15 protein-coding genes and 1 pseudogene are annotated in these 20,586 nt (G+C 36.4%); 9 read left to right on the top strand and 7 right to left on the bottom strand.

Features of this window, described 5'->3' with window-relative positions; translation table 11 throughout:
* Positions 1 to 611 precede the first annotated feature (611 nt).
* On the bottom strand, positions 612 to 2,858 hold the full coding sequence (locus HYG87_RS01755) for a histidine kinase dimerization/phosphoacceptor domain -containing protein (protein WP_211533523.1): 2,247 nt from the start codon (positions 2,856 to 2,858) through the stop codon (positions 612 to 614).
* Positions 2,859 to 3,110: 252 nt separating this feature from the next.
* Between HYG87_RS01755 and HYG87_RS01750 the strand changes: the two genes are divergently transcribed.
* The 5 genes from HYG87_RS01750 (at position 3,111) to HYG87_RS01730 (ending at position 7,287) form a co-directional block, all read left to right on the top strand.
* Entirely contained in the window at positions 3,111 to 3,431 is a 321-nt protein-coding gene (locus tag HYG87_RS01750) for a hypothetical protein (RefSeq protein ID WP_211533522.1), read from the top strand.
* Between the two features lie 144 nt (positions 3,432 to 3,575).
* The gene (locus HYG87_RS01745) at positions 3,576 to 4,796 is read left to right on the top strand and encodes a polysaccharide pyruvyl transferase family protein (RefSeq protein WP_211533521.1); all 1,221 of its coding nucleotides are present in this window, start codon (positions 3,576 to 3,578) and stop codon (positions 4,794 to 4,796) included.
* A 23-nt stretch (positions 4,797 to 4,819) separates the two neighbouring features.
* Positions 4,820 to 6,007, top strand: coding sequence for a glycosyltransferase family 4 protein (locus HYG87_RS01740; protein WP_211533520.1), 1,188 nt, complete (start codon positions 4,820 to 4,822; stop codon positions 6,005 to 6,007).
* Between the two features lie 558 nt (positions 6,008 to 6,565).
* Positions 6,566 to 6,826 carry an AbrB/MazE/SpoVT family DNA-binding domain-containing protein gene (locus HYG87_RS01735; protein ID WP_211533519.1) on the top strand — a complete coding sequence of 87 codons (261 nt, stop codon included), beginning with the start codon at positions 6,566 to 6,568 and terminating at the stop codon, positions 6,824 to 6,826.
* Positions 6,827 to 6,855: 29 nt separating this feature from the next.
* Entirely contained in the window at positions 6,856 to 7,287 is a 432-nt protein-coding gene (locus tag HYG87_RS01730; protein WP_211533518.1) for a type II toxin-antitoxin system VapC family toxin, read from the top strand.
* 351 nt (positions 7,288 to 7,638) lie between these two features.
* Here the strand turns inward: HYG87_RS01730 and HYG87_RS01725 are convergent, their stop codons facing one another.
* Positions 7,639 to 8,424 carry a glycosyltransferase family 2 protein gene (locus HYG87_RS01725; RefSeq protein WP_211533517.1) on the bottom strand — a complete coding sequence of 262 codons (786 nt, stop codon included), beginning with the start codon at positions 8,422 to 8,424 and terminating at the stop codon, positions 7,639 to 7,641.
* A 585-nt stretch (positions 8,425 to 9,009) separates the two neighbouring features.
* Between HYG87_RS01725 and HYG87_RS01720 the strand changes: the two genes are divergently transcribed.
* Complete coding sequence (locus HYG87_RS01720; protein ID WP_211534183.1) at positions 9,010 to 9,930, top strand: SDR family oxidoreductase; 921 nt, start codon at positions 9,010 to 9,012, stop codon at positions 9,928 to 9,930.
* 148 nt (positions 9,931 to 10,078) lie between these two features.
* On the opposite strand, the gene HYG87_RS01715 is transcribed toward HYG87_RS01720, so the two are convergent.
* Together HYG87_RS01715 and HYG87_RS11080 are read right to left on the bottom strand one after the other, a co-directional pair.
* Positions 10,079 to 11,425: a nucleotide sugar dehydrogenase gene (locus HYG87_RS01715; protein ID WP_249164869.1), complete on the bottom strand. Its 1,347-nt coding sequence runs from the start codon at positions 11,423 to 11,425 to the stop codon at positions 10,079 to 10,081.
* Between the two features lie 32 nt (positions 11,426 to 11,457).
* Positions 11,458 to 11,613: pseudogene (locus tag HYG87_RS11080) on the bottom strand (DapH/DapD/GlmU-related protein); the annotation flags it as partial.
* Positions 11,614 to 12,161: 548 nt separating this feature from the next.
* On the opposite strand from HYG87_RS11080, the gene HYG87_RS01705 reads away from it, so the two are divergent.
* Positions 12,162 to 13,625, top strand: coding sequence for an oligosaccharide flippase family protein (locus HYG87_RS01705; RefSeq protein ID WP_211533515.1), 1,464 nt, complete (start codon positions 12,162 to 12,164; stop codon positions 13,623 to 13,625).
* 6 nt (positions 13,626 to 13,631) lie between these two features.
* On the opposite strand, the gene HYG87_RS01700 is transcribed toward HYG87_RS01705, so the two are convergent.
* Both HYG87_RS01700 and HYG87_RS01695 read right to left on the bottom strand, forming a co-directional pair.
* Positions 13,632 to 14,801, bottom strand: a complete 1,170-nt coding sequence (locus tag HYG87_RS01700) for a glycosyltransferase family 4 protein (protein ID WP_211533514.1) — start codon at positions 14,799 to 14,801, stop codon at positions 13,632 to 13,634.
* Positions 14,802 to 14,848: 47 nt separating this feature from the next.
* Complete coding sequence (locus HYG87_RS01695; protein WP_211533513.1) at positions 14,849 to 15,973, bottom strand: glycosyltransferase; 1,125 nt, start codon at positions 15,971 to 15,973, stop codon at positions 14,849 to 14,851.
* A 228-nt stretch (positions 15,974 to 16,201) separates the two neighbouring features.
* Here HYG87_RS01695 and HYG87_RS01690 point away from each other — a divergent pair, with 228 nt between their 5' ends.
* Together HYG87_RS01690 and HYG87_RS01685 are read left to right on the top strand one after the other, a co-directional pair.
* Entirely contained in the window at positions 16,202 to 17,884 is a 1,683-nt protein-coding gene (locus tag HYG87_RS01690; RefSeq protein WP_211533512.1) for a glycosyltransferase family 39 protein, read from the top strand.
* 184 nt (positions 17,885 to 18,068) lie between these two features.
* Complete coding sequence (locus HYG87_RS01685) at positions 18,069 to 19,736, top strand: glycosyltransferase family 39 protein (RefSeq protein WP_211533511.1); 1,668 nt, start codon at positions 18,069 to 18,071, stop codon at positions 19,734 to 19,736.
* An 80-nt stretch (positions 19,737 to 19,816) separates the two neighbouring features.
* Here HYG87_RS01685 and HYG87_RS01680 read toward each other — a convergent pair whose 3' ends face one another.
* Positions 19,817 to 20,497 carry a LiaF transmembrane domain-containing protein gene (locus HYG87_RS01680; RefSeq protein ID WP_211533510.1) on the bottom strand — a complete coding sequence of 227 codons (681 nt, stop codon included), beginning with the start codon at positions 20,495 to 20,497 and terminating at the stop codon, positions 19,817 to 19,819.
* Between the last annotated feature and the right edge of the window lie 89 nt (positions 20,498 to 20,586).

The raw sequence follows: 20,586 nt of genomic DNA, 5'->3' as shown, positions 1-20,586 counted from the left end.
CTGAGGGATGAATATAAAATCTGGTTATAATCCATTCTTCCAGATAAATAAAGTTCTTTTTCCTTAGCAAAAATCATAAAAGATAATATAATCTTTAATAAATTTATATCTTAGCAATTTACCAGATTTTAATAAAAATAATATTTTTTTATCTAAACTTTTCGAAAATTCTAACTAGAGTGAATTTCTAACTAAATTCTAACTATAGTGAATTTTTAACTAAAAAGATAACTCACTTTATCCACCTTTTTTTTAAGTAAGATAAAACTGGATTTAGATGGAAATTAATACGGTAAAAAATGATAATTTTTACTAAGTTTCACCTTAAATGACAGTAACTGCATTTTCTTATAAAAATTATTCTCAATCATCTTACCCCCTATACCAACTAATTTTTTTTTAATAGGTGGGGATTAAAATTTTAAAATGAGCGGATTTTATTTTTCACAGAAAAGAGATAGGGATAAAGATGGGTAATTTAAAAAAATATTTTAACCCACTCACCCTTAAAGACTAAAATTCATCCTCTAAACAGATGCATTAATTATCAAACTATACTGTGATTAAACTAATAGTTTAGCTTTCAACTATCTATTTAATTAAGGTTTAAATTAAAATCTGTCCTTGTAGTAAATTTCCTGGAATAAAATTTTGAAGTAGGCCCCCTCATCAGGTACCAGTTGCACCACTCCTTCAATTTGCTGGGAGAGATTTTGTACCAGCATCAGCCCCAGGGTGGTGGTATTCTCTATATCTATCTCAGGAGGTAGACCCACACCATCGTCTTTAACCTCCATACAGTAACCTTCATCTGTTTTTTTTATTTTAACGGATAACAATCCTCTTAATCGATCCTTAAATGCGTATTTAAGTGAATTTGTTACCAGTTCATTTAAAATAAGGCCCAGGGGGATGATGGTATCCAGGTTCAAATCTATCTTTTCCACATCCAGATCAAGAACAATCTCACGTTTAGGGCTTTGATATCCTCGAATCAGTTCTGTAAGCAGACCTTCCATATAAGATGCTAAATCCACCTGGGAGAGGGTGTGCTTCTGGTAAATATGTTCATGTACCAGGGCCATACTCCGCACCCGGCCCTGACTCTCCCTGATTACCTGACGTATATTCTCATCAGAGGTGAAAATGGTCTGCAGATTAAGTAAACTGGAAATAATTTGCATATTATTCTTCACCCGGTGATGTATTTCAGTTAAAAGCACTTCTTTATCTTTAAGGGCGGATATAATTTCTTCTTCGGCCTTTATACGGCTCAGGGAAGCACCTGTCTCCCGGCCAATAGATTCTAAAATATTTTTATCCATCTCCAAAAAGGGATGCTTATCTTCTCCAAATACCACCAGCATCCCTAAAATTTCTTCTTTAGATTTAAGGGGAACGGCAGCCAGGGAATTAACCTTCCATCTACGGGCCTTTTCAGGGTTTATTTCCAGGTAGCAGTTGCTGATAAAACAACTACCTTCTGTTAATAATGATGCAAATGGCTTTTTATCAACTTTAAAATTACTATTTGCTTTTAACATATCGTCATCAAAATTTTTATGTATTTTAAGTTTTAAATCATCTCCTTCAATTAAATAAACCCCACCTTTTTGGAATTCCAGTAAATCCAACGAGGAATCCAGAGTTTTGGCCAGTAACTCTTGGGGGGTAATAATCTGGTTCATGGAGACAATTAATTCGTTTAATGACTGCAGGGCCTTTAGATGTCTTTTAACATTTTCCTGAGCCTTTAACTTTTCCTGAATTTCCTGTTTTAATTTGATGGTCTGGCGCTGATCCTGGGCTACTAAGGCAAAACCAGCTATTTCATCCTCACTAGTAATCAAGGAAATAAGGGCCTCCACAGGTATGGTATCACCTTTCCGGGTAGGATAGTGCAGCTCTATTTTCTGGTTAAGTGGATAATCCCTGGATCTTTTATCATGCTGCAGCTTTAAGAAATCTATTTTATTGCCCAGTACTTTTTGTTCAACCTGATTCTGGATGAAGGTGGAGTAGTGACGGCCCCTTAAACTGTACTGGGAAAAACCAAGAAGCATTTCTAAACGAGGATTAACCCGGGATATATTTCCTTCCGGATCCAGGAGAATTACCATGTCGGTTATTTTATCCATTATGATTTCTCCGGCCATGGAAGGATCAATCTGCATAAGCTGGTAATGGGTTATAGAATACCAGATGGCAATTATAACTCCCATACCCAGAATATTGCCCACAGCAGGTACAGAATATATAGCCAGGCTGGGTAAAATGGCATTGGTAAAAAGGGCTAAAAAAAGAACCAGAAGAGCACTATAAAATATGAAATGAGACTGCTTTTTTTCACGATCAATGGCGGCACTTTGACCCCATTCCCATACTAAAAATAGGCTTACTAAATTATAACCCACAAAATAAAAACTATAGGCAGTCCACCAGGGACTGTTATTTAGTAAATCCTCATACCATACTCCATTTAAAAGTATCAAATCACCGGTGATAAAGGGCCCGGTATAGGTCTGCCATACAAATATCAAAGCCGGGACTAAGAGGAGAAAAATAATGAATTTATTTTTCCATATCCTGTATCTACGGGTTAAAATCAGTGAAAATATTAAAAGCAGTGCCGGATGGGTGCTGCGGCCCCAGGAACTTAATTTATAAAAAAACCAGGCCGATTCCTTATCTGGTGCCATAAAAAAGAAAGTAAAAGCCAGAGACCATAAGGCCATGGCCATACTCACTATAAAAAAAGCCTGGTTTAAAGGAGATTTCTTATCCAATTTAAGAGCGTAAAAACCCATTATAACATAGATGATAAACACGATGAGTGATAGGAATGAATAAAGGTTCATAATATCTCCTTATATATACTAACTTAGTATGTACCCTCTTTGTTTTATATAGTTTTACTGGGAATAGAGCAATTATTAACTTTAGCTTCCATATAAAAAGATAATTTAAAATGGTTTATATATTAACAATTTTTCTAAAAAAAATCCCCTATAACTATATATAATAAATTTATTAAAGAGTATTTAAGGATATATTTTATAATCATTTATAGGAGCTTTAATTAAGTCTTAAGAAATATCTGAGGTAATTTTATGTTAAAACTAATAAAATGCCAACAAAGCAAGATGAATAATTCCTCCTGGGAAACTAAATATGTATTAACCTATGAAGATACTAAACTGGATAAAGAAACTGAAAAAGAACTATTAAATAATTTAGCACTATTCCAGATTCAGATGATGATTGATAATGTTAAATTTGAAGTTAAAGCACCCCTTATTGAAGTTCACATTCCTTTATCCGGGTATCAGGATGACCCGCAAATGGAAATTGATTTAGATCGGGTTTCTGCAGAATGGGACTGGGAATTTAAACAGTTCTATAAAACCTTAAAAGAAGACATGAAAAATTAATATATCCCTTCTAAACTTTTTTTATAATTCATAAAACCACAATTCCTTTATTTCCTGGATTAATATTTTTCAAAATAAATTTTTTTATGGGGAGAATAAATCCTTTTAAATTTAAAAACAGGGAATTTATCAAGAATTAATTTCATGGAGATGGCTCTAATAAACTCTAAAGATGATCCCGGGGAACATATCTTCATACTGGGCTATTATGGTTGGAAAAATACCGGGGATGATGCCATGTTATATTCACTTTTAAATATCATGGATAGGATATACCCTTCTACTACCTTCACCATCACCACCGGCTCAAAAATTAAGTTACCACCCTCTATGGATAATCGGATTAGAGAAGTAAATCCTTACCAGCGCTTCTTATTTTTTAAAGCATTATTCCAGTCTTCCATCTATGTCTTGGGAGGAGGCACCCATTTTTTTGACTATGGTACCCGGAGAATCAGGATACCTAGACTATTACAGCATCTTCTAATTACCGGGGCCATGAAATTAAGGGGCAAAAAGTGCTATTTTCTGGGTATTGGGGTGGAAAAACCAAATAACTGGTGGGGGAAATTCTTAATTAAAAATACCTGTAAAATGGCTGATTTGATTGTGGTAAGAGACTCCTTATCAGAAGAAACCCTGCAGGATATGGGAGTGGATACAAAAACTTACCAGTCTTTGGATTTATCCTTATTATTAAGTGAAGGAATCTTTAAAAAAGATAGCCAGCTAAATCCTTTGATTAATAAAACAAAACAAGAGTCATATCTTCTTAAAAAAGAAGATACTCTGGATAAAACTAACCTTAAATCCAGGGTAATTATGGGAGTATCTATATTACCCTTTTACCATATATATGATCCTAAAAATGAAAATGACGATTTATTGGTAGAGAAAATAGCCCTGGCACTTAATAAATGGATGGCTGATAGTCACCTCCATCATCTGAAACTCTTCATATTCAATGGCCAACCACCCCACGATGACATCCAGATTACCACTTCCTTATTCGAATTACTGGATTTTAAAAATAGGGTTGAAATAATTCCTTATAATCCGGATCCCCTTTACATACTTAATGAAATATCAACCTGCTCCTCCTTTATAGGGATGAGATATCACTCCTGCCTATTTGCCTTTATAAACAATCTACCACTTCTAATAATAGATTACGCCCCAAAAAACAGGGCTTTCGCCCGGGATGTGGGATTAAATAGTAAGGCATGTATCTCCTTAGAAGAGGTACTCTCTGGAGGGATGGATGAAAAAATACAGGAAATCCAGCTTAATCCTCATGATTTCCAACCTTCCTTAAAACTTGAAGAAGCTCAAAAAAAGGCTTTAAACTGGTTGAAGGTGCTTTAGGTGATATTAACCCGGTGAATTGAATGAAGGTACTAAATGTGGTTATGCAAAATTATCTGGGTGGGCCCCAAATCAGGGTGATTTCTGTAGCAGAGAAACTAAAAAAAGAAGGAGTAAACACCATCCTGGCCTGTCCCTCTTCATCTTCAGGTAATACAAACTTCACCAGCTATGCCCAAAGGGAAGGATTCCCGGTTAATGAAATCTTTTTTCCCGGACCATCAAATTTCAATTCTGCAAAATCAATTCTAAAAAATATTTTCTGGATAGTGACCATACCCTTAACTGTATTTCAATTCACCCGCCTCATCAGGCGGGAAAATGTAGACCTGGTTCATGTTAATGGTGTTTTAAATTTCCAGCCCGCTTTAGCTGCTTACCTTAGTGGAAAAAAAGTGGTATGGCACCTTATGAGTTCCCTTTATCCCTCCTTTTTAATTTCTCTGATGATGATTTTGGTAAAACCGGTGGCAGAAGAGATAATTGTCATTGCCCCCAGCCTGGGGGAGTACTACTTAGGGGAGGGCTTTAAATCCCGGAGGAATGTGCAGGTAATATATGAACCGGTGGACCCGGATAAATTCAACCTGAACCAGGCCCTCCTTAAAAAAGAACATCTATTAACCGAGCTGGGTTTAAATAATTCCCATTTTTTAGGGGTCTGTGTGGCCAATATAAATCCAGTTAAAGGGCACCGTTATCTTATAGAAGCCCTGCCCCGGGTACTGGAAAATAACCCGAATTTCAAATTGCTCCTGGTAGGTGATGTTCCCTCCACCCAAAAAGATTACTATTTGCAACTGGTAGAACTCCTTGAAAAACTCAATTTAACAGATAGTATCTATTTTTTAGGCTCTCGTGAAGACATACCATCTATATTGGGGATATCACACCTTTTAATCTTACCTTCTATTGCTGAGGGTACTCCTCTGGTGATACTGGAAGCCATGTGTATGGGTAAAGCAGTTATTGCCACCGATGTAGGGGCCATAAAAGAGCAGATGATAGACCATAAAACCGGATTTATCATTCCTCCACAGGATCCGGTGGCCTTAAGTGAGAGTATAATCCGGCTCATGGAAGATGAAACTTTACGTAAAAAAATGGGTGAAAATGGATTAAAAGAGGCCCAGAAGTTTTACCTGGATAAATGTGTCAGTGCTCATCTGGAGACCTATAAAAAAGCTTTAAACATTAATCATGAGATTTAATAGGCCCATATAAAAATATTTCTATAACAAGTGTCGAATTATTTTTTTTAGCCCGGGTTTTGACTATTGTTGGTTGAGTAAAAATATTAGGTACTCACCTACCTTCAAGGATGTAGTTTTATCACATGATCTAGCCGGTTAGTCCTGGAACAGGTTTTGGCCTGGATGAGGCTTTAGATCAAATTGGACCAATATTATGACCAGTAGCAGTTTTTTTAGGATGGATTTCTTAAGGAAATTATTTGAAAGTGGGAATATCACATCTTAATTATGGTGGCTTTAATTTATCGTTTTTTCATTTTTAGGTGATTTTTATGCTGCTTTTTCAGGGATGGTGCTCTTAAGAATCAGTGCTGAAATAAATAGTGAGTATAATAAATAGAAAAAAATTAATGCCATATAAAAAAAATGGCAAAAAATAAAATTATCCATAAGTATATATCTTCCAAAAAGAATAAATTACCTTAATGATAGTGGTAAATTTCTAATAAGCTTTCTAATTAGATATTATAACCACCAATATAGTAAATAAAATTGATACGAACTTGAGGAAAAAACATGAGCCAAGTAAAAGGTGAAGAAGAAGTACAAGAGATGATAAAACAGGTTGATGGCCATGGTAGAATTGTTATTCCAAAAAAATGGAGAAATAAACATTTGAAAAACAATTCTTATGTTGTACTTAAAATTAAGGACGGAGAAATCATATTAAAAAGTCATGAACCGGTAGACATTACAAAACATTTTAATTCTCTTGAAGTTGATTTAAAATCTGATTTAGCAGATTGGGATAATATTAAACGAGAATTACTAAAATAAAGTCCAATCAAGGACAGGAGGATCAATAAATGGTAAAGTATATTGATACAAATATTTTCATTCATGCAATCATACGTAAAAAAGATGAATTGACTGAAAACGAGAAAAGAATAAAGGAAAACTCTATGAAAATTCTTAAAAAAATACAAAATGGAATTCAAGTAAGAATTACCACATTTCAAATTGCTGAAATCATGAATATTCTCGAAAAATGGGAAGGACATGATATCGCAAGGGATGTAATTAAATTTATAATTGAAACACCAAATGTAAAGATTCATGAAATAACTCAAAACGAGTTATTTAGAGCAATAGAGTTAGCAGAACAATATAAAAACAATAAAATCGGGTTTAATGATTTAGTAACTGTTGCTGCAATGAGAAATACTAGTAATACGGAAATATACAGCTTTGACAAACACTTTGATCAATTTCAGGATATTAATCGCTTAGAAGAATGAAAAATATGATTGACTTTGTTGTTCCACATGTATTATATAAATAATGAGATTATCCGATTGAGAGGTAAAATTTCTATTAAATCTTTTAAAAAACTTTTTTACCAATTATTAATAATTAGTTAATGGTTTAGTCTAATTCGATTAAGATCGTAATCTTACTTTAGCTAGTTATTGTGGATATAATTAGATAGAATATTTTCTTACCAGAACAATAATTAAGAAAGGGTAAGGATATAGGTTTATCTTCGAATGTATATCTATTTCCAAGATTTTAACATTTAAGATTGAATGTAAAAAAATTGCAAAAATCATTATATTGCAAATTTTTAATTTCTAAAAAAATAGTAATACTTATCTTTTAATTTTTTTCAGGGTTTCATATAGCCGGGGATGCTCATATAGATAGAAAATTGTATTGGATAAAAAAAGGTTTCTAAAAAGAGTATAAAGTCCAAGGGTAGTATATCCATACTTTTTATATATTTTGTATCGTTCTATTAATGTTTTAGATGTTTTTCGAGAGTGATTAGATGTATGTATTCTTCTAGAGGCCAGAAAACCCTTTGTTTTTTTAAAGGTGGTTAAGGTGGATAACCTCAAAAGCAGTTCAAAATCTTCACTGGCAAAAAGCTCCTCATTAAATAAACCCGCCTTTTCCAGGATTTGTTTTTCCACCACCAGGGTGGAAAGACCAATATAGGTATCTTTTAACCATTTATTCAAATCCCATTCAGGAACAGAAGCATCAGTCAACAATTCACTTTTGGTATTTACCACCTGGAAGTCACAGTAAGTTAATCCCACCCCTGGTTCTTCCAGGACTTTTATTTGTTTTTCAATTTTTTGTGGATGAAAAAAGTCATCATCATCACAAAAAGCCACATAATGGCCGGAAGATATTTTAATCCCCAGGTTACGGGTAGAAGAAATCCCCTCATTCTTTTTGATTTTTACTGGTAAAAGTGAGGGATCTTTCTGAAATTTATCAATAATTTCCTGGGCCTTTTTATCACCCTTAACATATATTACCACCACTTCACAGTGGGGATAGGTCTGCTTTAAAAGACTCTCCAGACACTCTTCTAAATAAATCCGACCTTTGTAGACCGGTACAATGATACTTACCTTTTTATCCATAATCGTGACCTTTCCTAAATTAGATGTTTTTTAAAATTTAATAAATAAATTTCAATCCATTAGATACTATTTTAATTAATTATGGGGGGTTTTTATTAATTTCAATCCATTAGATACTATTTTAATTAATTATGGGGGTTTTTTATTAATTCATACTATTTTATTTATATCCCCGACTTTATTGGGTTTTTATTTATTTTAATCAATTAAATAATCTATTTTATGGTGGTAAGGTTTATTCAGATTACCTATAATAATAATTATTTAAGTTCTACTGGATTTTAATATACTCTAATCTTCTGATAGATTTTAAATCATTACTTCCGGCCAATAATATTAAATCCTGGGAGTTCTAATAAGATGTATCTGATTTAAAAAGTTTTTATCTTTATAAAATTATATATTTAATTCAGGTGAATTGTTAAGTTGGTAATTAAATAGGTTTTAGTAAATCCTGATGGTAAGTATATCAAGGTATATTATAATTACAAATTTTAGAGGATTATCCTCTATATATAAAATTCATCAATTTAATAAAAAATATCATTTACCATAACGTATCATTCTAAAAATGGGGTTGATAATATAAAAAATAAGAAAATTGCAGTTACAGGAGGCCTGGGTTTTATAGGTTCTCATTTAGTAGAAGAGCTTTGTACTGATAACCTGGTGGTGGTGGTGGATAATGAATCCACTGGAAGTATGGACAATATAAAACACCTGCAAGATGGTTTCATTGACCTGGATTTAGGGGATATTAATGAAATTGATCTGGAGGCCACCTTTGATGGCTGTGATTATGTTTTTCACCAGGCAGCATTACCCAGTGTTCCCCGCAGTATAAAAGACCCACTTAAATCCAATGAGGCTAATGTAACCGGTACTTTGAAGGTTCTAATTTCAGCACGTGATGCCGGAGTAAAAAAAGTAGTATTTGCTTCATCATCTTCTGTTTATGGAGACACCCCTATTTTACCTAAAGTGGAGGATATGCCCGTTAATCCTAAATCCCCTTATGCAGTAACCAAGGCCACCGGGGAATATTACTGCAAAGTGTTTGAAGAAGTATATGGTTTGAAAACAGCATCTTTACGGTACTTCAATGTATTTGGTCCCAGACAGGACCCTGAATCCCAGTATGCAGCGGTTATACCTAAATTCATACAGAAAATGTTGAAAGGCGAAAAACCAGTTATATTCGGGGATGGGGAACAGAGCCGGGATTTCACATTTATTAAAAATGTGGTGGAAGCCAATATATTAGCTGCCCAATCACAAAAAGGAGGGGTGTTTAATGTGGCCTGTGGCCGTAGATTCACCCTAAATGAGCTGGTGGAATACTTAAATGAAATACTAAATACGGCTCTGGAAGCAGAATATGCCAAACCACGAAGTGGAGATATTAAACATTCCCTGGCAGATATTGAAAGGGCCCGGTCCCTGGGATACAATCCTCAGGGTGATTTTAAAGAGGAATTAGAACAAACTGCAGAGCATTTCTTATAAAAAAGGGATGTTTTGAGTTAAAATTTATTTAACAAAAAAAAATAAATTAAAATCTTTTTTTTTCGGATAGGGCTTAGGAAATAAAATTTTTAAAATTAGTCATAATTTACATATTTTTAATGATTAATTAATCTTAAAAGGCATTTTTTTAGTGATTAATTGCCCCCACTCCCCTATAACAAAATCCATGGGATTTAACTTCCATGGGATTATAGATTCTCCGACCATCAATACATATTGGCAGTTTCATTAATTTTTTTATCTTTTCCCAATCCAGGTTTTTAAAATCATCATGGGCGGTAACCAGTACCAGGGCATGGGCATTCTCCAGGGCGGTGTAGAGGTCTTTTTCCATTCCTTCCTCATAATCAATATCGATGTAGGGATCAACCACACTTACCCTGGCATTTTTACTCTGCAATTTATGTATCAACTGTCTGGCCGGGGATTCCCGGGGATCACCTACATTTTCTTTATAGGATAAACCTAAAATCACGATTTTAGAATTATTAACGGCCCTCTCATGGTCATTCAAAGCATCGGCCGTGAGGTGGTAGAGATGGGTGGGCATATGGTCATTTATGGTCCGACCAGCGGCAATAACCTTGGAATGATAACCCACTTCCTGGGCCTTTTTAACCAGATAGTAGGGATCAACCGGTAGACAGTGTCCCCCCACCCCTGCCCCGGGATAGTACTTATTGAAGTTCCACTTGGTACTGGCCCCTTCAATAACCTCCATAATATCAATATCCAGCCTCTCAAAGATCATGGCCAGTTCATTCATAAGAGCAATGTTCAAATCCCGCTGGGTGTTTTCAATCACCTTAGCTGCTTCTGCGGTTTTAATATTACTTAAAATCTTCACATCTTTATTAATTATACTCTGGTATAATTTCTGGGTTACCTGGCCCCAGTAATCATTTATAGCCCCTAAAACCCGGGAAACATGCTGTATATCATGTTCGGTATCTCCTGGATTGTAACGCTCGGGACAGTAACTCAAACCAAAATCATCCCCTGCTTTTAAACCACCAGCTTCCAGTAATGGTTTTAGGGTTTCCTCAGTAACCCCGGGGTAAACAGTAGATTCAAGAATAACCAGTTTTCCACTACTTAAACCCTGGGCTACTTCCTCACCAGCAGATATGATGTAGGATAAATCCGGGTCCTTGGAAGGAGTAACCGGGGTGGGCACAATGAGTATAATGATATCTGCATCACGACTGGCCTGCAGCGTATCGGTGGTGGCGTGTAACTTATGATCATCCACCACTTTTTTTAAGCGTTCATCCAGATTAAGCTCTCCAATGGTGGATATGCCCTGGTTGGTGAGCCTTACCTTTTCATGGTTTTTATCTACGCCAATAACTTCATATCCTTCTTCTGCAAAGAATATAGCGGTGGGAAGTCCCACATAACCCAGCCCCACGATACAAATCCGGGCATTTTTATTTTCAACTTTTTTTAACATGTTTTCTTCCAAAAAAATCACCTGTAAACTTAAATATATATTCAGATTCAGGGCCGGTATTTAATAAACCGGGCCGGTACTCCTCCTACAATGGCATAGGGTTCCACATCATGTGTAACCACAGCATTGGCCCCAATGATGGCCCCCTCACCTATTTTTATTCCCGGCATGATTACAGCCCGGGCCCCTACCCATACGTCATTCCCGATTTCTATTTTCTTCTGAAACATCCCCTGATCCCTTATAGGGATATCCCGGGAGGATGAATTGTGGGTGCAGGATAAAATAACTGATTCAAAACCAATAATGGAATTATCACCAATAGTTATACTCCCTCGCCCATCCAGGATAACCTTATTGGCCACCCCTACTCTTTTACCCAGTACTATGTTTTCTGGGGAGATAATGGAAACCTGGGTGGATATATGAGAACCCTCGCCCCACTCTCCTAAAAAATTTTTTAGAATTTTCATCCGCAATTTATTACCTGGAGAATAGGGTAAATGGCTAAATAGGTGCTTATAAAGCAACCAGAGAAAAAATTCACCATCAAATTCTTTAAAATTCATATTTATTACCAGTTTATTATATTAATACATACAACTATGTAATCCTTTTTAATAATTCAACCTATTAAAGACTTATAATGCTTGAATATTAAAGTAAGGTAGTTAATCTTTGATTTAATTATTTAATAAATGAAGACTATTATTATATTTATATTAATTTAAGAATCATCCATCAGGGGAAAAATTTTTTGAGTGAATACAAATCTTTCATGCAAAGAATGGGCTTATTGGGGCTGGTTAATGTATTAACAGCCATGAGTACCATTATATTAATTCCGATATTATCTAACAACCTCAGCATAACTGATTTTGGTATGTGGAATATATTCCAGGTCACCATAAGACTTTTTGGTGCAGTGGCTACTCTAGGACTTCCCAATGCAGTCATACGTTATCTACCATCTATTAAAGAAAAAAATATGATCCAGGAGGGTTATTATTCTATTATCCTTTTTGCCGGTAGCTTTATCTTAGTCCTGTCCTTTTTCATATTTCTTCTCTCAGATTTTATTGCCGGAGCCCTACTTGATGGTAATGTTTTCCTGGTCCAGGTCTTATCCCTGGTGGTTTACCTGGGGGCCATAAACACCATTATTGTAAACTACTTCCGGGCCTTTAAGAAAATAAAAATATATTCTCTCTTCCTATTTTTGCAGGTTTACTTAAGTCTGGTACTGGTTTCCTATGCAGTTATAGTAAATCAGGGCATTAATGGAGCTATCCTGGCCTATCTAATTGGCCAGGTGGTGATTTTTATAATCATGAATCTTTTAATTATCCGGGAAATAGGAATTTATCGGCCTCGATTTACCCGGATAAGGGAGTATCTGGATTTTTCACTGCCCATGGTTCCCAGTGCCATCTCCTACTGGATAGTGGAATCCAGTGATAAATACCTTATAGGTCTATTATTGGGGACTTCCTTTGTAGGTTTCTACTCTCCGGCCTACAGTATAGGTAACCTGATTGCCTTAATTATGATGCCTTTTCCTTCTATTTTACTTCCCACCATCTCCCGGCACTTTGATAATGGCAAAATGGACCAAACCACCAGTTACTTTACTTACTCGGTGAAGTTATTTTTATTTTTAAGCATCCCTGCAGTTTTCGGCATTAGTGTACTGGCTTACCCCCTCCTGGTTTTACTATCCAATACTTTAATTGCCGCCAACTCCTATTACCTCATACCCATTCTGGCTTTAGGATCATTTTTTTACAGCATATTCACCATTTATTCTCTGGTATTTGCCCTGGTTAAAAAAACCAGGATCATAGCCAGCATATGGTTTATAGCCGCTCTGGTGAATATTTTAGGGAATCTATTTTTAATACCGGTACTGGGCTTAACTGCCGCTGCTTTAACCACCTTAAGCAGTTATTTTATTGCAGCAGGAGTAATATTCTACTACTCCCGCCGGTTTTTAAAAGTACACCTGGACCTTAAATTTCTAAGCAAGAGCTTATTTTCTTCAACTATCATGGCTCTAATCATCTACCTTACTTCTCCTATTTTAGGAGATGGTGTATTAGACCTGGTATTCATGGTAATAGCAGGTGGTATAATTTATTTGATTTTAATGCTTGTTACCCGGGCTTTAAATGAAGATGAGATCCGTTTTATAAAGAGCCTGCGGACCCGACAAAAAAAATAATTAAAATTATTTCTTAGTGATAAGGGATTGGTATAGTTTTTGGTATTTGTGGACCATTTTATCCCGGGTATAATTGGCTAAAAATAATTCCTGACCCGCAAGACCCATATTTTCCCGGTTTTGAGGATTTTCATACATATAAATAAGGGCTTCTTTTATATCCTCTGGAGAACGCCTATCCACCAGTAAACCGGTTATTCCAGGATTTATGATTTCCTGGAGCGCCCCAATCCTGGTTCCAATTACTGGTTTACTCAAAGCATAGGCCTCCAGAACAGTTAAATTAAAACCCTCACTAAGGGAAGGAACTACCAGGACATGGGAAAGATCAATAAGATCCCATTTACCAGTTTCAGGTGTTATAAAACCTGCAAAAGTTACTTTATCTTCCAGGGATAAATCATGAACCATTTTTTTTAGTTCTATCTCCTTATCTCCACTACCTGCAAAAACTAGTTTTGCATTATCCAGATTAGCCTGATAGAAACCCTTTAGCAAATCCTGAGGCCTTTTTAAATCTATGAGTCGCCCCAGATAGAGTATCACAAAGTCATCTCTTTTAATATTTAATTCACTTTCCAGTTTAATCTTAAGGCGAGAATCCAGATTAATGACATCAGGGTCCACTCCAAGGGGTATTATTTCTATCCGGGAGTCTCTGGAACCAGCACTCCGGGCAAAGGGATACATAGCCTTACTGATAATTACATGGCGATCCACGAGGGGCAGGGTTTTTTTCAAGATCCAATTGGCCAGGGGATTTTTACGGGTACCATAGTCTTCCTGCGAGGTAAACTGAATATCCCCTCCATGGGAGGTGGCCACCAGAGGAATTTTCAACAACTTACAGCTGCACCAGGTTATCATTACCCCGGGAAAAACAGGATGCACATTAACCATATCCGGCCTCTCCTGCCAGGCATAAAAAAAGAAAAAAATACTATTATAAATTAGAGATAATAAAAAACCAATATACCTGATTTTTATTTCCTTTAATACTGGAAAAACCTCCACCCCGGGAGGTAAGGGCCGATCTGAACTTATGGTGGTGAAAACCACCTGCACCTTATGGTGACAGGATAAACCCCGGGATAAATCATATACCACATTTTCAAAACCACCTATCCGGGGAAACATCTTGGGCATTAAAAGACAGATTTTAAATTCATCCTTCATTTTTTTTAACTCTCCCCTACTAAAAACACCATTTTAATTAAAAAAATCTACAAACCTTCCTCATAAAACCGGTATAGTAAATCATCCCAGTTTTTTTTGATTTTATTATAGTCAAAACCAGCCACGGTATGGTAACCATTTTTCCTGATTTTATCCAGATTTTCATAGTCTAAAAACTCTTCTAAAAAGCCGGCTATGGTAAGTTCATGGTTATCTTTTAGCAAAAACCCATTCTTATGGTCTTCAATGATTTCTCCTATGGCCCCGGCAGTGGTGGCTGCTACCAGGGTACCACAGGAGAGAGCCTCCAGGATGATATTGGGAAAACCCTCGGTATAGGAGGGAACCACCAGAAGCTTCATTCTATTTAGATAATCAGGTAGATCCTGATGATTTATCCATCCGGTTAACTCCACCTGATCTTTTAAATCATTAACCCTTAAATATTCATTTATTTCTTCTTTTAAAGGTCCTTCACCGCAAATTAAAAACTTAACCTTTTTATCCATAAGGGGAATAGATTTAATTAAATTCATAACTCCCTTTTCCTGGGATAAGCGACCCACATAACCTATATATTCTCGGGTAGAATCTGGATTTCTTTTAAAGTTTTTTGTATCAATAAAATGCCGGGGCTGGATTAATATTTTATCTTCATATTTTTCCAATCCCCACTCAGCTTTAAGGCTTTTAAAGTAGAGTATTAGGGCACTGCTTAAACTACAATTAAGATGGGATACCCTTCGGGCCATCCCGGCAAATTTATCCTGGCGGTGCACCAGGGTCTGGATAGAAGAACCAGCAAAAAGCAATATAACTCTTTTACCAGTTAATCGGGCCATGAGCATGGGTAATAGCAGGGTGTCTCCCCCTATAAAAAATATCCAGAAATCAACCTTTCTTAATTGTAAAACATATAAGGCCATACTAAGTTGTAAATAAAAATAATTCCACACCCTTTTCAGGCTAAAAGAAGAACTACGGTGATGGGTGCAGTACAATTCCAACCTGTTATCATCCTGGAACTTTCGACAGGATTCATTACCCGAAACAAGATGCAGATCCCCCACCACCGCCAGGAGTATCTCAACCATATTGGATAAAGGAGTAATACCGGTCTTGGTGGATGGAAATGATAAAAGACCCAGGGAAATATTTTTACTTTTTCTCATATATGGCACCCTAATTTTATTAGATTCAGGGAATTAATTTTAATAAATTCAATATTTTTAGAATAATTTATAACCAATGTATTTAGATATCCCTTTAACTATAATATACTAAACCATGCTCCTGGAATTATAGGCTTTTTTTAGAATTCCTTCCAAACTCCGGGCGCAGGGACCACTTAATATTAAGTACAATTACCATTATTTACCTCTCAAAATAAGGTTTTACTCATGAATATCTTTAATAATATTTACTCCTATCTAAAAAATAATCCCGCTTTAATCATCATTATCATATTCGCCTTAACCCTATCTGCCTATCTGGTAAGATTACAACTCAAATTAGGGGTGGCCTACTGGGATATATTCCTGTACCTGAATAATGCCTTAATGTATGCTGGTTTAGGGGAAGGTTCCATTACCCAGCTACCACCATTACTCTCCTTCTTAACCTCTCTTTTTTTCCGGCTGGGCTATGTTAAGGCCAGTCCCCTCTACCTTATAAGTGGCCTTATCTTTGCTTCCGGGATAATAGGACTTTATCTGCTTTTAAAATTACGATTTTCCACTAAAGAATCAGTGGCTGGAGCTATAATTTTTTCCTCATTTACCCTGGTTCTCTCCTGGGCAGCCACCGGTAGCCTGGATGTTCCTGCCGTTTGCCTGGCCATCTGGCTAACCTACGTACTAGTATATGGATTTAAAAAAGACCAGAGGGCACTTATACTGGTATTCCCCCTGGCTTTTTTAACCTTCTTCACCCGTTACACCAGTGGACTTATGATCCTGCCTTTAGGATTTTATTTTCTTACCATAATTTTAGAGGGGCAGTTAAAAAAAGACCACCTCCTAAAACTGGCCCTGGGATTCTTAATAGGATTAATTATACTGGCCCCGGTTATGGGCTTTTTTTACTCTAAACTGGGAACACCAGTACCCTTTTTAAATCTACTGGAGGGTAGTGTGGCCAATGACCCGGCCCAGGGAGATCCGGCTTACCTTCCTGGAAAAAGTTATTATATAAATCATTTTCCTCAGTACATATCCAGTTACCCGGTAAATGATAGTTACGCCACCATGCTCTACCCCAGCCTGGCCCAGACCAATATGGTTTCCTATTTAATACTTATAATTGCGGGGGCAGGGCTTTTAATTTATGCTATGCGCTACATCTGGTGCTTTAAAAACTTTAAAACCTCAAAAAGAAAAAAAGCCCTGGTACTAGTAGCAGGAATAATACTATCCCTTTTATTTATCTTTACCCTGCAGGGCAATTCCTATCTACCTGCGGCGGTGACCATGTTGGCCTTAATCTTTTTAATTTACTACTCCACCAAAAACCAGGCAGGGAAAAACAGTTCTCTGGATATGATGATGTTCATCTGGTTTTTAACCTACTTCATCTCCCACAGCTTCCTTATAATCAAGGTGGACCGCTACTTTATCACCACCACCCCTGCTTTAGCATACCTCCTGATTCTGGGATTCAATCAAGTACAGGATAAGTTAAGCCAGTTAAGTAAAAAAAAGATAAGCGCCGGATTACTGGCTATTATACTGGCCCTGTTACTCTTGTTTTCATCAATCCAACCCTATGCCTACAATGTCCCCCGGCACATCTATGGTGATCTGGAAACTGCAGGAAACCTTATGAAAGATTATGACCCTGATTATCAGGATAAGGTGATTTATTCGGACTACTGGCCGGCTATGAGCTGGCACCTTAAAATGAATGTAAAAAGGGGATGGCCTAAAAACTTTGAAGACAATGCTCAATTTTCCCGTATGCTACTGGAAAATAACACCACCTACTTTATAAATTACTATAGTGACCCTCCTCTCAACCTCACCGGATTTGTAGAAGTACAAAGGGTGGCCAATATAATTATATTTGAGAGGGTGGAGGGTTTTTAAGGTGTTGATATTACTAACTGGATTTAAATATTAAGGTTATCATTCATTAAAAATTAAGAGATGAAACTAAAAATAATAAAATCACTATTACCGCCGGGGAGAAATATTTAATGTGGATAGATTAATTTATATCTAAATCTTACTATTATTTTAGAATTATAATCATAATTTTAGAGGAAATTGCATGGGAAAAATTACAGATATCATCCATAAAAATAAAGTATCTTTGATATTCATGGCCCTTTTAGGGCTTTTAATGCTAATCATCACTTATGAATTAGTTTCTATACAGTCTCAAATTGGAGTGGCCTACTGGGATATATTCTTATACCTTAATAACGCTCTTAAAATGGCAGGTATGGGTATAGGGGATACCCTGCACCTATCACCTTTTTTACCCTTCTTAACCTCCCTTCTTTTCCGGGCAGGGTATGTTTTTGAACTGTCTCTTTTTATGATAAGTGGGGTATTCTATATCATGGGTGCGTTGGGAATGTATTTACTACTTAAAATCAGGTTCAATGAATATGAAAGCCTGGCCGGGGCCTTATCCTATGCCACCTTCACTATTTTAATGGCCTGGGCAGTGAGTGGAGCCCTGGATGCTCCCGCTATATCATTATCCATCTGGGCGTTGTACTTCACCTACCAGGCGTCTAAAAACGATTCCCGCTACTATTATCTGGCCTTTCCTCTGGCCATGCTGGCCTTTTTAACCCGTTACACCTCGGGACTCATAATAATACCCATGCTGCTTTTGATATTCTTTAATCAACCCCAAAAAGAAGAAATAAAAAATGGAGTTAAGGGAATTATCCTGGGGGTCTTAATCTACCTCCCCTTTATGTGGTACTTCTACCGTCAAATAGGAAAACCCTTCCCCTTCATATCTCAATTTTCTGCCTCAGCGGCTGGAACTGCCACAGAATTAAACCCTGGATATAACCTGGATTTATTATACTATCTGAAAAATATACCTCAGTACCTCTCCAGCCCTGCTCCTGATAATTACAGCCAGCTCTTATGGCCCTCTCAGCAAACACCTGATTTACTGGCCTATGTACTTTTAGGACTTATAATAACCGGGATAATAATTTATATAATTAAAATTGCTCTTAAAACCCGGAAAACATTAAAAACACCACAAAATTACCTTAAAGCTGCTGGAGTATTGATAATGGGTTTGCTTTTAATTTTTACCTATGGTAGTATATCCTATGTGTACAGTGAAGTTTTATTGATATTGTGGGCATTATCAGTGTTTTATTTACTAAGAGACTATAAATTAAAGTATCTGGATTTGGATTTAATGTTTTTAACCTGGTTTTTCGCCTTTTTTATTATGCACAGTTTCCACCCGGTAAAAGTGGACCGCTACTTCATTACCATGGTACCACCTTTAGCCTATGGGGTGGCCCTGGGAATCAGGCAAATTTCCAGCCTTATACAAACTAAATTTAAAAACACCACATGGATATCTCCTGCTATTTCCCTGGTGCTGGTGCTGGCCTTATTATTATCTGCAGTTAGTTATATGGATAACATGCCCCGGGAAGATGAAGTGGTTTTAATTGAAAAAGAAACTGCTGAATGGCTGATTAATTATGATCCTGAATTTGAAGATAGGGTTATAGCTGCCGTAAGAGGCCCGGCTTACAGTTGGTACCTTAAAAAATTCGTATATACTCGTATACCAGGTAAGGTAAGCCCGGATGTATTCCAGGAATTATTTGAAGAAGTAAACCCGGATTACTATATCTACACTGGAGAAGGAAAACTCACCCTGGATGGATACACCATCATAAGACAAAGGGGGAATGTGACCGTATATGAAAAAAATAATTTAAAGTAAAATATCCTCTATTTATTTTCAGGATATTTTTTTTAAAAATAATTGGGGTGAATTACCCTTTAAAATAATATCCATTTTTTTTAATCATAGATATCCAGCCCACCCAGGGCTACCATTCCATTAATTATTAAATCTGGTTTATCCTTAGGGGTGCTATTACTCAACCGGGTTCTGCTATCATCCACTCCACCTAAAACTGGCATCACATTGATTTTAAGATCCCAGTCATCAGGGACTCTTATTTCAGCTCCTCCTAATAGTACCGTAACATTTATTATGGCTGGTTCCAGGCCGGTTTGAGAGTCTCGAAGATCCAGTTCCACTCCTCCCAGTACGGCGGTAAGGTCTCCGCCTTTAAATGAACTGGATTTAATGGTGTTTTGTACCCCTCCCAGGATGGCCATTAAATCGATGTTATCCCTGGTATAAACCTTGCTTTTATCCCGCTGGTAATGATTAAGGATAATACCTGCACCAATGAGGATGATGACTAAAGGCCACCAGCTGGAGAGGGTAGACCCGGTAATAACACCCAGAACCAGTAACTGGATAACCGTGAAGATGATAATCATGGTTACTGGACCACTGATACTCTTAAAACCACTTTTAATTAGACTGTAAATCCCCAGGATTATAAATAAGGAGGGAACATAACTGAGTAAATTACCGGTATTGTAAATCCCGGTACTGCGCAGTAAAAATAGAACTCCAATAATCAGTAAAATAATCCCGAAAATAATTTGATTGGATAACTTTTTCATAATTTTATCACTCCTTTAAGTGTATTATAAAAATCATAGATTTATAATTAATTATTATGTTAATTAGAATTCAGTATAATAATCTATTA

Origin of the sequence: Methanobacterium alkalithermotolerans (genome assembly GCF_018141185.1) — an archaeon.
Taxonomy (GTDB): domain Archaea; phylum Methanobacteriota; class Methanobacteria; order Methanobacteriales; family Methanobacteriaceae; genus Methanobacterium_F; species Methanobacterium_F alkalithermotolerans.
The sequence above is the reverse complement of the archived record's forward strand: the minus strand, read 5'-3'. Positions and strand labels throughout refer to the sequence as shown.